At 74.4% G+C, this 11,387-nt stretch carries 13 protein-coding genes; 12 read left to right on the top strand and 1 reads right to left on the bottom strand.

Going from position 1 to position 11,387, the window contains the following annotated elements; all coding sequences use genetic code 11:
• The first annotated feature begins 137 nt into the window (after positions 1-137).
• The 7 genes from ACIQU4_RS40595 to ACIQU4_RS40565 are packed head-to-tail and all read left to right on the top strand — an operon-like array spanning position 138 to position 6,523.
• The gene (locus ACIQU4_RS40595) at positions 138-944 is read left to right on the top strand and encodes a 2OG-Fe dioxygenase family protein (protein ID WP_403742403.1); all 807 of its coding nucleotides are present in this window, start codon (positions 138-140) and stop codon (positions 942-944) included.
• A gap of 16 nt (positions 945-960) precedes the next feature.
• Positions 961-2,061 (top strand): M20/M25/M40 family metallo-hydrolase, encoded by a 1,101-nt coding sequence (locus ACIQU4_RS40590; protein WP_403742449.1) that lies wholly within the window; start codon positions 961-963, stop codon positions 2,059-2,061.
• Positions 2,058-2,930, top strand: coding sequence for a lysine biosynthesis protein LysX (lysX, locus tag ACIQU4_RS40585; RefSeq protein WP_403742401.1), 873 nt, complete (start codon positions 2,058-2,060; stop codon positions 2,928-2,930). The genes ACIQU4_RS40590 and lysX overlap by 4 nt, the downstream gene beginning before the upstream one ends.
• Positions 2,927-3,283 (top strand): hypothetical protein, encoded by a 357-nt coding sequence (locus ACIQU4_RS40580; RefSeq protein WP_403742398.1) that lies wholly within the window; start codon positions 2,927-2,929, stop codon positions 3,281-3,283. The genes lysX and ACIQU4_RS40580 overlap by 4 nt, the downstream gene beginning before the upstream one ends.
• Complete coding sequence (locus ACIQU4_RS40575; protein ID WP_403742395.1) at positions 3,280-4,635, top strand: DegT/DnrJ/EryC1/StrS family aminotransferase; 1,356 nt, start codon at positions 3,280-3,282, stop codon at positions 4,633-4,635. The genes ACIQU4_RS40580 and ACIQU4_RS40575 overlap by 4 nt, the downstream gene beginning before the upstream one ends.
• A complete protein-coding gene (locus ACIQU4_RS40570) occupies positions 4,632-5,522 on the top strand; it encodes a transketolase (RefSeq protein ID WP_403742392.1) in 891 nt (296 codons plus the stop codon). Before ACIQU4_RS40575 ends, ACIQU4_RS40570 begins: the two co-directional genes overlap by 4 nt.
• The gene (locus ACIQU4_RS40565) at positions 5,519-6,523 is read left to right on the top strand and encodes a transketolase family protein (protein ID WP_403742389.1); all 1,005 of its coding nucleotides are present in this window, start codon (positions 5,519-5,521) and stop codon (positions 6,521-6,523) included. Before ACIQU4_RS40570 ends, ACIQU4_RS40565 begins: the two co-directional genes overlap by 4 nt.
• 61 nt (positions 6,524-6,584) lie before the next feature.
• On the opposite strand, the gene ACIQU4_RS40560 is transcribed toward ACIQU4_RS40565, so the two are convergent.
• On the bottom strand, positions 6,585-7,451 hold the full coding sequence (locus ACIQU4_RS40560) for a GNAT family N-acetyltransferase (RefSeq protein WP_403742387.1): 867 nt from the start codon (positions 7,449-7,451) through the stop codon (positions 6,585-6,587).
• Between the two features lie 21 nt (positions 7,452-7,472).
• Here ACIQU4_RS40560 and ACIQU4_RS40555 point away from each other — a divergent pair, with 21 nt between their 5' ends.
• The 5 genes from ACIQU4_RS40555 to ACIQU4_RS40535 all read left to right on the top strand — a co-directional run bounded on the left by ACIQU4_RS40555 (position 7,473) and on the right by ACIQU4_RS40535 (position 11,385).
• Positions 7,473-8,054 (top strand): hypothetical protein, encoded by a 582-nt coding sequence (locus tag ACIQU4_RS40555; protein WP_403742384.1) that lies wholly within the window; start codon positions 7,473-7,475, stop codon positions 8,052-8,054.
• Entirely contained in the window at positions 8,044-9,096 is a 1,053-nt protein-coding gene (locus ACIQU4_RS40550; protein WP_403742381.1) for a BtrH N-terminal domain-containing protein, read from the top strand. The genes ACIQU4_RS40555 and ACIQU4_RS40550 overlap by 11 nt, the downstream gene beginning before the upstream one ends.
• Positions 9,097-9,201: 105 nt before the next feature.
• The gene (locus ACIQU4_RS40545) at positions 9,202-9,372 is read left to right on the top strand and encodes a lysine biosynthesis protein LysW (RefSeq protein WP_229335785.1); all 171 of its coding nucleotides are present in this window, start codon (positions 9,202-9,204) and stop codon (positions 9,370-9,372) included.
• Positions 9,372-10,397: an N-acetyl-gamma-glutamyl-phosphate reductase gene (gene argC / locus ACIQU4_RS40540; RefSeq protein WP_331741965.1), complete on the top strand. Its 1,026-nt coding sequence runs from the start codon at positions 9,372-9,374 to the stop codon at positions 10,395-10,397. The genes ACIQU4_RS40545 and argC overlap by 1 nt, the downstream gene beginning before the upstream one ends.
• A 118-nt stretch (positions 10,398-10,515) precedes the next feature.
• Positions 10,516-11,385 carry a [LysW]-aminoadipate kinase gene (locus tag ACIQU4_RS40535; protein WP_403742378.1) on the top strand — a complete coding sequence of 290 codons (870 nt, stop codon included), beginning with the start codon at positions 10,516-10,518 and terminating at the stop codon, positions 11,383-11,385.
• Positions 11,386-11,387 lie beyond the last annotated feature (2 nt).

Raw genomic sequence — 11,387 nt, 5'->3', positions numbered from 1 at the left:
GTCGACGTGTGTGTCTGGCCCGAAGCCTCCCCGGGACGGGCGCGCGAGTGGAGTCGGGGGAAATCCGGACTCCTTCGCCGCGGCCCGGACCGGCAGCGTGATCGCCGGTCATACGCATCATTGCTGAAGGGGCGATCGTGACAAGTACGGGAGTGACCGCGCCGGACGAGGCAGTCCGGACCCGACCGCCGGCCGGCGACTGCGCCGACGGCCTGGCCCGGGAGACGGCCCGGGCCGGCTTCACCTGCCTGCGCCGCGACCGGATCCGGCACCTGCTGCCCGCGGACGCCCTGGAGGACTTCCGCGCGGCCTGGGAGGACCTGGAGCCGGACACCGGCATCCCCGGCGGGAAGCTGTTCCGGCTGCGGCGCTACGGGCGGCTGCGGGTGGAGGTGGAGGCGGACGGCACGGCCTCGTTCGCGCCGCTGCCGCACGCCTCGTTCCGCCAGGACGTGATCCACATGTGGCGGGGGCAGGACCGGGTGTTCGCGCCGATCGCCCCCGAGGTGCTGCTGCACGAGGGCATGCTCGCGCTCGTGGGGCTGGACGCCCGGGCGGCCGCGCAACTGAGCGGCACCACCTCCTGGGAGGTCGGCGTCCACCTGATCCGCATCCTGGCCGAGCCGGGCGGCGAGGGCGAACCGACCCCGGAGGGCCGCCACCGCGACGGGCACGCGTACGTCGGGATGCACCTGCTGCGCCGGGACCGGTGCGGCGGCGGGCTCTCGACTGTGCACCCCGAGGGCGGCGAGCCGGTCCGGCTGACCCTGCTCGACCCGCTGGACTCGATGTTCGTCGACGACGCCCGGGTGACGCACGAGGTGTCCCCGATCAGCCCGCTGGACGGTACGGCGGTGCGCGACATGCTGCTGGTCGACCTCAACCCGGCCGTCCCGGCCGTCCCGGCCGTCCCGGCCGTCCCGGCCGTCCCGGCCGGCGGGTGACGCGGGCGTGAGCGCCATGGACCGTACGGGCGAGACCGCGCTGCTGCGCTCGCTCGTCGACATCCCCTCCGTCTCGGGCACCGAGGCCGCGGTCGGGTCCTTCCTGGCCGCGTCGATGGACCGGCTCGGCTTCGACACGCACGTCGACGCGGCCGGGAACGTACACGGCTCGGTCGGCCCGGCCGACGGGCCGCACCTGCTGCTGCTGGGCCACATGGACACCGTGCCGGGCGAGGTGCCCATCCGGCTGTCGGGCGACGTCCTGTACGGGCGCGGCACGGTCGACGCGAAGGGGCCGCTCGCCGCGATGGTCTGCGCGGCGGCCCGCCTCGCGGACACCACCGACGCGCGGATCACGGTGGTCGGCGCGGTGGACGAGGAGCGCACCTCGGCCGGCGCCCGCCACCTGGCCGGCCTGATGCGCCCGGACGCCGTGGTCATCGGCGAGCCGAGCGGGGCCACCTGCGTGGGGATCGGCTACAAGGGCGTCTTCCGGTTCCGGATGACCGCCGAGCAGCCGGCCGCGCACACCAGTTCGCCCGAGGCGACGGCCGCGGAGATCGTCGCGGACTTCTGGTTCGGCGTACGGGAGTGGCTCCTGCGCCGCTACGGGCCCGGGACCGCGAGCGCCCTGTTCGACCAGGCGCTGCCCTCGGTGGTCGCCCTGGGCGGCGGCCTGGAGGAGGCCTGGATCGAGGTGTCGTGCCGGGTGCCGGTGCACTTCGACGCGGCCGCCTTCCGGGCCGCGCTCGGCGAACTGGCGGGCGGACGGCGGATCACCGTCGTCGAACACGTCGAGGCGGTGCGGTCCTCGCGCACCGACCCGGTGGTCAAGGCCCTGTCGGCCGCCATCCGGCAGACGGGCGCCCGGCCGGTACCGAAGCTGAAGCTGGGCACCGCCGACTGGAACGTGGTGGGTCCTGTCTGGGGGGTGCCGACGGCCGCGTACGGTCCCGGCGACTCCCGCTACTGCCACACCGAGGACGAGCACATCGCTCTGCCGGAATACCTCACCGCCATCGACGTCCTGACGGCGGCGCTGCCGCGGCTGGCGCAGTCGGTGGCCCTCGGCACCACGACCGGTGCCCTCAACGGAATGGGAGGCGGCACGCCGTGAACACAGCACGACGACCGCTGGCGGTACTGACCTCGCGCGTGCGGCTGGAGGAGCGCCTGCTCCTGGCCGAACTGCGCAAGCGGGACATCGAGTTCGAACAGCTCGACACCCGGCGCCTGACGTTCCAGCTCGACGGGCCGGGCGCGCTGCCCTACCGGGGCGCGCTCAGCCGGGAGATCTCGCACACCCGCAACGCGTACGCGAGCCGGCTGCTGGAGCACCTGGGCGTGCCGGTGCTCAACAGTTCGCGGATCATCAACCTCTGCGGGGACAAGCTGCTGACCACCCTCGCCCTGCGGGAGGGCGGACTGCCCACCCCGCGCGCGATGGTCGGGCTGGTCCCGGACGCGGCGCTGGACGCGCTGGACGCCTTCGGCTACCCCGCGGTGGTCAAGCCGCTGACCGGCTCCTGGGGCCGGATGGGCGCGCGGCTGCACGACCACGAGGGCGCCGAGGCGATCTTCGAGCACCGGGCGGCGCTGCCCGGGCCGCACCACCAGATCACCTACGTGCAGGAGTACATCGACAAGCCCGGCCGCGACATCAAGGCGTACGTCTTCGGCGGCGAGGTGGTCGGCGCGATCTACAAGATCTCCGAGAACTGGCGCACCAACACGGCGCTCGGTGGCCGCACCGAGGTGTGTCCGCTCACCGACGACCTGGTCAAGCTGCTGACCGCGACCGCCGAGGCGATCGGCGAGGGCGTCCTCGGCGTCGACGTCATCGAGCACAAGGACGGCCGGATGGTCGTCAACGAGGTCAACCACACCCCCGAGTTCCACGGGGCGATCGAGGTCCTGGGCACCGACCTGGTGGGCGCGTACGTGGACTACGTCCTGGCCCGGCTCGCCGTCTGGGACGCGCAGTGAGCCGCGCGCCCGGCCGCCTGGCCGCCATACCGCTGGCCGGCCCTGTGCCCTTCGACGGCCGGGTGCTGGAGGTGCCCCGCGGCCGCTACGACTGGCTGCACCTCCAGGTGCGCGCCGCCGCGGCGGCCGAGGCGACGCTGTGGCTGCACTTCGCCGGGGGCACGGACCCCGAGACCGCGCAGATCCCGGCGGGTGCGGCCGTACGGCTGCGGGTACCGGTGACCCGCCGCGACGAGCTGGAGCGCGTACGGCTGCCCGAGCAGGAGGGGCTCGTACTCCTCGCGCTGACCACGGTGGCACCGGCGCCCGCCGGCCTGCCCGATCCCCACGAGAGCGGTCTGGTGACGACATGAGCGGCACACTGGCGATGTTCGGCGGCGCCAAGTCGCTGCGCCGGCAGGACATGGGCAAGGAGCTCACCGGCTGGCCGGTGATCACCGAGGAGGAGCACGCCGCGGTCCGCGGGGTGCTGGACGGCGGTCTGTTCACCTCCAACGACGCGGGGCGCGGCGAGGTGTCCGCGCTCCAGCGCGACTGGGCCGCGTACACCGGGACCCGCTACTGCGCGGCCGTCTCCAACGGGACGGCGGCCCTGGAACTGGCGCTGGCCGCGCTCGACCTGGAGCCGGGCTCCGAGGTGCTGGTGCCCGCGCTGACCTTCATCGGGACCGCGATCCCGGTGGTGCAGCGGCTGCTGGTGCCCGTCTTCGTCGACGTGGACCCGGTCACCTTCACGATGGACCCGCAGGCGGCCGCCGCGGCCGTCACCGAGCGGACCCGGGCGATCGTCGTGGTGCACCTGCACGGCCTGCCCGCCGACATGGCGGCGCTGCGGGCGCTCGCCGACAGCCGCGGGCTGAAGCTGATCGAGGACGCCGCGCAGGCCCAGGGCGCCGAGTACCAGGGCCGCCGGGCCGGCTCGATAGGCGATGTGAACGCCACCAGCCTCAACGTGGTCAAGAACCTGCCGACCTGCGGCGAGGGCGGGCTGATCACCACCGACGACGAGGAGCTGTACGAGCGGATCGTGCTGCGCCGCCAGTTCGGCGAGGACCTGCGGGCCGGCAAGGACCGCGACTACATCTCGCGGGTGCTGGCCGGCAACGAGAAGCTGAGCGCGGTGCAGGCCGCCTTCACCCGGTGCCAGTTGGCCCGCCTCGACGAATACCACGCGCTGCGCGCCAAGAACGTGGAGTCCTTCCTGGACCGGATCGGCCGGCTGCCGGGGCTGCTCGCCCCGCAGGTCCCCGCCGACCGCACGCACGCCTGGCACATCCTGCGGCTGCGGTTCTCGGCGGCGGGCCTGGGCCACCCCGAGGTCTCCGACGGGGCGCTGCGCGCGGTGCTTCAGCGGGCCCTGAAGGCGGAGGGCGTGCCGGTGGCCCCGTACCAGGTGGTGCCGCTGCCGGGGCAGCGGGCCTTCCGGGAGCTGTCCGGCTTCGGCGGCTACCCGTGGCGGATCGAGGGCGCGGCCCGGCCGCGCCACGACATTTCCGAGTTCCCGGTCTCGCTGGCCGTGATCGAGGACTCGCTGACGATCCAGCGGATCCACCTCAACCCGGCGGCGGGCCCGGTCCTCGACCGGTGCGCGCAGGCCTTCGAGAAGGTCTGGGACCGGATCGAGGACCTGCTGCCGCTGGCGCGGGCCATGGAGTACCGCCCGCCGTGGCACGCCGCGGTCAACACCCCTGAGGAGAGCGCGTGAGCACCCTGCTCGACCCGCCCGCGACGGCTGCGGCCGTCGCGGACCCGGCCGCTCCGGCTGCTCCGGCCGCTCCGGCGGACCTGGCGGACCTGGCGCACGAGGTGCGCGAGCTCGTCCTGCGGATGGGCACCACCGCGCACGGCACCCACGTCGGCGGCAGTCTCTCCGCGGCCGACGTCCTGACCGTCCTGTACCACGAGGTGCTGCGGCTGCGGCCGGAGCAGCCCGACTGGGCGGACCGGGACTGGTTCGTGCTCAGCAAGGGGCACGCGAGCGCCGCCCTGTACGCGGTGCTGGCCCAGCGCGGTTTCATCGACCGGGCCGAACTGGCGACGTACGGCGCGCCGGGGAGCCGGCTCGCCGGGCACCCGCTGCGCCGGCTGCCCGGGGTGGAGTTCCCCACCGGATCGCTCGGCCACGGGCTGTCGCTGGCCTCGGGGGTCGCGCTGGGGCTGCGCCGCCAGGGCCGGCCGGGGCGGGCCTTCGCCCTGCTGGGCGACGGCGAGCTCCAGGAGGGCTCGGTGTGGGAGGCCGCGATGAACGCGGGCCACCACCGGCTCGACAACCTGGTCGCGGTCGTCGACCGCAACGGGCTGCAGATCTCCGGCTCCACGGAGGAGTGCGTGAGCCTGGAGCCGCTGGGCGACCGCTGGCGCAGCTTCGGCTGGGCGGTGGCGGAGGTGGACGGCCACGACCTGGGCGCGCTGCGCGAGGTGTTCGCGGCTCTGCCGGACACCGGCGGGCGGCCGACTGTGGTGCTGGCGCGGACGGTCAAGGGCCGCGGGGTGCCCCTGTTCGAGGGCAAGAAGAAGTCCCATTCGGTGCAGCTGACGCCTCGGCTGTTCCAGCGGGCCCTGACCGGCCTGAACGCGAGGAGGGCACGATGACCGCCACGATGCCGGAGACCGCCGCGGAAGCGGTTGGAGTCGCCGAGCCGTCCTGGGAGGAGCGGTACGCGGTCCCCGCGCGCGAGGTGTACCGCCGGACGCTGCTGGAGCTGGCCCGGACCGACCCGCGGATCATCTGCGTGGACTCCGACATGGGCGGCCTGGAGACGCTGTTCGGCGAGGAGCTGCCACGGCAGTACGTCAACGTCGGCATCGCCGAGGCCAACCTGATGGGTGTCTCGGCGGGACTGGCGGCGACCGGTCTGCTGCCGTACGCGAACACCCTGTCGGGGTTCGCGGCGGCCCGCGCCTGCGAGCAGGTGAAGATCGACGTCGCCGGGAACAACCTGCCGGTACGGATCGTGGCGACCCACGCCGGGCTGTCGGCCGGGCACTACGGGCCCACGCACCACGCGGTGGAGGACCTGGCGATCCTGCGGACGCTGCCGAACCTGACCGTGGTGGTGCCAGCGGACGCGGTGGAGACCGAGTACGCGGTGCGCGCCACGGCGGACCTGCCGGGTCCGCTGTTCCTGCGGCTGGGCCGGGCGGCGACGCCCCTGGTGCACGCGGAGCCGTACGAGTTCACCGTCGGCAAGGCGCGCGAGCTGCGCGCCGGTACGGACGTCACCATCGTGGCGACGGGCCCGTACCCGGTGTCGATGGCGCTGGAGGCGGCGCGGGAGCTGGCCGGGCGGGGCGTCTTCGCCCGGGTGCTCAACATGCACACGATCAAGCCGCTGGACCGCCGGGCCGTGCTCGCGGCGGCGCGGGAGACCGGCGGGATCGTCACGGTGGAGGACCACCTGGTGGCGGGCGGCCTGGGGGCCGCGGTCTGCGAGGTGGTGACGCAGGATGCGCCGTGCCGGGTGCACCGGATCGGGGTGCCGGACCGGTTCTTCGACCACGTCGCCGACGAGCGGCAGTTGCTGGAGCTGGCCGGCATCAGCCCGGCGGAGATCGCCGCGGCGGCGGCCCGGCTGGCCGCCGCCCCGCGATGAGCAGCCCCGCGACGAGCGGGCTCGCGACGAGCAGCCCCGCCGCGAGCCGCCGGGCCGCCGTTCAGGGGCGCGGGGTGCGGGCGGCGCGGGCGGCCGGGCTGCGCCACCAGGCCAGCAGGCCGGTGTGGATCAGCCGGGGCTGGGCGAACGCCTCGATCCGCGCGGCGGGACGGGCGAAGAACAGCCCGTCCTCGGTACGCCGGTCCGCCGAGGCGGCCAACACCCCTTCCACAGCGGCCCGTTGGGACGCCGTGGCGCCGGGCAGGAAGTCGATGCCGAGCAGCGCCTCCTCCGGGGCGGCGGGCAGCGGCGCCCCGGTGCGGCAGCGGGTGCCGCACGGACCGGCCCACCAGGACACCGCCCAGCCGTCCCCGCCGGGGGCGTAGGGCGGTCCGGGCTCCTGCGGGGCGCGCGGATCGCGCACCATGTGCACCTCGGAGAGCGGCTTGTCGGCGGCGCCGAAGTGACGGACCGTACGGAAGCCGACCCGGGCGTAGAACGCCGGGTTGCCCCGCTCCACCACGGCGTCGAGCACCACCTGCCGGGCGCCCGCGGCCGCGGCCGCCGCTTCGAGGCGGCGCAGCAGCAGCCGGCCGAGCCCGGCGTGGCGCACCCGGGGGGAAACCGCCAGCCGGCGCACCTCCCAGTCCCCGTCGGGGCGGACCACGGCCCGCACCGAACCGGCGGTCTCACCGCCGAGGGAGGCGACCCACAGTCCGCGGCCCGCCGCGAGGTCCTCCCGTACGTCTTCGGCCCGTTCGCGGGCGCCGTCGGCGACGGGGAGGCCGGGGACGAGGTCGCCCGCCGCGTACGCGGCCGCGGTGACCGCCGCCACCCGCTCGCAGAGGTCTTCCGGGGCGGCGGAAACAGAGTCAAGGAATCGGATCTGGATATCGACGGCAGTGGCCGCCTTTTCTGTGGTGAGCACAGCCGCAACATAGTGGATGTGATGGGATTGGGAAACACCGTCGTCAATCTGTCCGCGCATTTCAACAATCGCGGAATACAGCCGCCGGACACCCCCGGCGACTACGGGTTCAATATCTGGCGCAATACGTTTCCGGCGGAGGAACTGCCCGAGCCCGGCTCCCTGGTGGACCTCGTGGGGGCCGTCTTCGAGTTCCCGGCCCGCGAGAGCGCCGCCGGGGACAACGTCCGCTGCCGCGGGCAGCTGGTGGAACTGCCGGGCGGCCGCTGGGACTGGATCGGTCTGGTCGGCGCGGCCGAGCGGCGCACCGAGGACGAGGTCGAACTGCACTACGCGGACGGCACGGTGCGCCGGGAGTGGCTGCGGATGAGCGACTTCTGGCCGCAGACCGCCGCGTACTTCGGCGAGCCGAGGGCCTTCGTCACCGGCAGCATGCGCTACCCCCGCCACACCCACCTGCACCACGCGCCGTCGATCTGGCAGCAGCGGGTGCCGGTGCGCGTGCCCGCGCCGCTGGCCGCGGTGCGGCTGCCGGACAACCCGGCGATGCACGTCTTCGCGATGACCGTCACAGCGGACGAGGAGAGCCGTCTTGCGAGTTGAACTGGGACCCGTCGGCTACTGGCGGCACGAGCTGTCGCACTGCCTGCACACGACGGCCGGGGTCCTGCTGGGCTTCCACGGCCTGGACCCGGTGCAGGCGCTGGGCGCCGGCTGGGGCTTCGACTACCCGGCGGGCGACATCCGCCGCGAGGAGTACTACTTCCCGGGCGCGGCCGAGGACCTCTTCGGCGGGCTCGCCCCCTTCCACGACGTGCACTCGCACTGGCACGAGCCGGCCGACGCCCGCGCGGGCTGGGAGCAGGTGCGGGCCGCGCTGGCGGCGGGCACCCCGGTGGCGGTGGCCGCCGACAACTTCCACCTGCCGTTCCGGCCGGCCTACCGCGACGTGCACACCAACCACCTGATGGTGCTGTACGGCTTCGACGACACCACCGGCGACGTGTTCGTGGCCGACCCGGTGCCGCCCTCCTTCCAGGGGACCATCCCGCTGGCCGCGCTGGGCGCCGCCCGGGACTCGGGCAACCCGGTCCACCACGACCGGGACCTGTTCTTCACCGCGAACCCGATCGGCAACCGCTGGCTGGAGGTGCGGATCGGGGAGGACCAGCCGGCCTTCGACCCGGAGTTCGTGGACCGGGTGACCGCGGCGAACCTGCGCGCCCTGCGCGCGGAGCCGGCCGCCGCCGACGCCGCCGCGGGGCACCTGCGCGGGCTCGCGGGGCTGCGCACCTTCCTGACGGGGGCCTTCGACCGGCTGCCCGAGGACCCGGCCGTCGGGGACGAGGTCTTCGTCGTCATCGGCCCCGTCCTCGCGGTGACCGGGCTGCACGCCGAGTTCCTGCGCGAGGCCGGGCGGCGCTTCGGCGAGCTGCGGCTGGCCGAACTGGCCCGCGAGGTGGACCGGGTGGCCCACCACTGGTCCGCGCTGCGCATCGCGGTGGCCACGGCGGGCCCGGACCGGGCCGCCGCGGTGGCGGGCCTGCTGCGCCGCACGGCCGCGCTGCTCGATGCGTACGACCGGACCCTGGAGGGACTCCAGAGCCGTCTCGAAGCCCGCGGGCACGCCCTTCAGGGCGCGTAGGGGTTATCCCCGACTGACTGCGCGGGGCCCCGCCCGGCAGGCTCGACCTGCGGTGGAAACGCCCGCGGAAAACATGCCGAATACCGCATGGAAAGGAATGCTGTCTTGCTCAAGGAAGCATGCCCGGAATGCACCGGAGACGTCTCCGTCGCTCCCGAGGTGGAACTCAACGAAATCGTCGAGTGTGCGGAATGCATGGCGGAACTCGAAATCGTTTCGCGCGAACCGCTGATCATGGCCTTGGCCCCCGAGGCCGAAGAGGACTGGGGGGAGTAGTGATCCGTGCCGGGATCGTCGGCGGGGCCGGGTACATCGGGGGCGAACTGCTCCGGATGCTGCTCGGCCACCCCGAGGTCGAGGTCGTGGCCGCCACGTCGACCCGCCTGTCCGGCAGGCGGGTCGACGGCAGCCACCCCAACCTCCGGGGTCTGACCGACCTCAGCTATGTCGCACCGGAGCAACTGCCCGAGTGCGACGTCCTCTTCTTCACCGCGTCCAGCCTGGACGACCCCGCCGGGCGGGCCGAGCTCGCCGCCCGCGGCAAGGTGGTCTTCGACCTCAGTGCCGACCTGCGGCTGAAGGACCCCGCCCTGTACCGCAGGCACTACGGCCGGGAGCACCCGGTGCCGGAGCTGCTCGCGGACGCCGTGAGCGGCCTGCCCGAGCTGCACCGGGAGAGCCTGCGCACCGCCGACCTGGTGAGCGTGCCCGGCTGCATGGCGAGCGCGTCGATCCTGGCGCTGAATCCGCTGGCCGCGGCGGGCCTGATCGAGTCCCGGGTCACCGTGGACGGCCGGGTGGGCTCCAGCGGTTCGGGTGCCTCGGCGGGCGAGATGAACCTGCACTCCGAGCGCAGCAACGTGCTGCGGGTGTTCGCCCCGCTCAACCACCGCCACCAGGCCGAGATCAGCCAGGCCACCGGCCTGGACGCGCTGATGACGGCCACCGGTGTGGACGCCGTCCGCGGTGTGCAGGTCGTCATCCGGGCGACCGCACAGCCGGGGGTCACGGAGGCGGCGATCCGCGCCGCCTACCGCACGGCGTACGCGGGGGAGCCCTTCGTCCGCGTCGTCGCGCAGAAGCGCGGCAACTACCGGTTCCCGGAGCCGAAGCTGCTGCTCGGCTCCAACTACTGCGACGTCGGCTTCGCCTACGACGCGCCGAGCCGCCAGCTGCTGGTGATCGGGGCGCTGGACAACCTCGTCAAGGGCGGGGCGGGCAACGCCGTGCAGAGCATGAACATCCGCATGGGCTGGGACGAGCGGACCGCCCTGGGCTTCCCGGGCCTGCACCCGATCTGACCGTGCCGGGCCCTGTACGAGGCCCCGTACGCCCGCACCGGCGCCGGCGGGACTCCCCGGCGGCGCCGGGCCCCCGCCCGCCCGGCCGACCCCGTTCCGATCCGAGAGGCAGCGACACATGATTCACCCCGTCACCGTCGTCAAATGCGGTGGCAGCCCGGCGATCGACCGGGATGCGATGTGCGCCGACATCGCGTCCCTGGCCGCCGCGGGCCGCCGTGTCGTGCTGGTGCACGGCGGTGCCGCCGAGGTCGACCTGCTGGCGGAGCGGCTCGGTGTTCCCCAGCGCCGGCTGACCACGCCCAGCGGCTCCTCCAGCCGCTACACCGACCCCGCCACCCTGGAGGTCCTCCAGCTGGCGCTCGCCGGCAAGGTCAAGCCCGCCCTGGTGGCGGCGCTGGGCCGCTACGGCGCCCGCGCCGCCGGGCTGACCGGCCTGGACGGGGCCACGGTCAGGGCCCGGCGGACCGCCGCGCACCGCGCGGTGCTCGACGGCCGCACCGTCATGATCCGCGACGACCACAACGGCCGGATCCGGACCGTGGATCCGACCCTGCTGACCCTGCTGCTGGAGCACGGCATTGTGCCCGTGCTCTCGCCACCGGCCCTCGCCGAGGACGGCACCGCGGTCAACGTGGACGCCGACCGCACCGCCGCCGCGGTCGCCGCGGCCCTGGGGGCCGAGCGGCTGGTGCTGCTGACGGGGGCGCCGGGCGTACTGGCCGACCACCGCGACGAGTCCTCGCTGCTGCCCGAGTACCGGGTGCCCGCCGAGGGGCCCGTGGGGGACGCGGCCGTGGGCGGCATGAAGGCCAAGCTGCAGGCGGCCCGGGAGGCCCTGCTGGGCTCCGTGGCCGAGGTGGTGGTGGCCGACGGCCGGGTGAAGGGCCCGGTCTCCGGCGCGCTCGGCGGCGCGGGGACCACCGTACGGCTGGCCGCCGTACACGAGACGGGCGGCGCCGCGCCGCTGACGACGACGGGGAGCTGACG

This window comes from Streptomyces sp. NPDC090741, assembly GCF_044769045.1.
Taxonomy (GTDB): domain Bacteria; phylum Actinomycetota; class Actinomycetes; order Streptomycetales; family Streptomycetaceae; genus Streptomyces.
The sequence above is the reverse complement of the archived record's forward strand: the minus strand, read 5'-3'. Positions and strand labels throughout refer to the sequence as shown.

Coding starts and splice junctions, on each gene's coding strand:
- ACIQU4_RS40590 (WP_403742449.1), top strand. CDS start 961: ATGGACCGTACGGGCGAGACCGCGCTGCTGCGCTCGCTCGTCGACATC.
- ACIQU4_RS40575 (WP_403742395.1), top strand. CDS start 3,280: ATGAGCGGCACACTGGCGATGTTCGGCGGCGCCAAGTCGCTGCGCCGG.
- ACIQU4_RS40565 (WP_403742389.1), top strand. CDS start 5,519: ATGACCGCCACGATGCCGGAGACCGCCGCGGAAGCGGTTGGAGTCGCC.
- ACIQU4_RS40555 (WP_403742384.1), top strand. CDS start 7,473: ATGGGATTGGGAAACACCGTCGTCAATCTGTCCGCGCATTTCAACAAT.
- ACIQU4_RS40535 (WP_403742378.1), top strand. CDS start 10,516: ATGATTCACCCCGTCACCGTCGTCAAATGCGGTGGCAGCCCGGCGATC.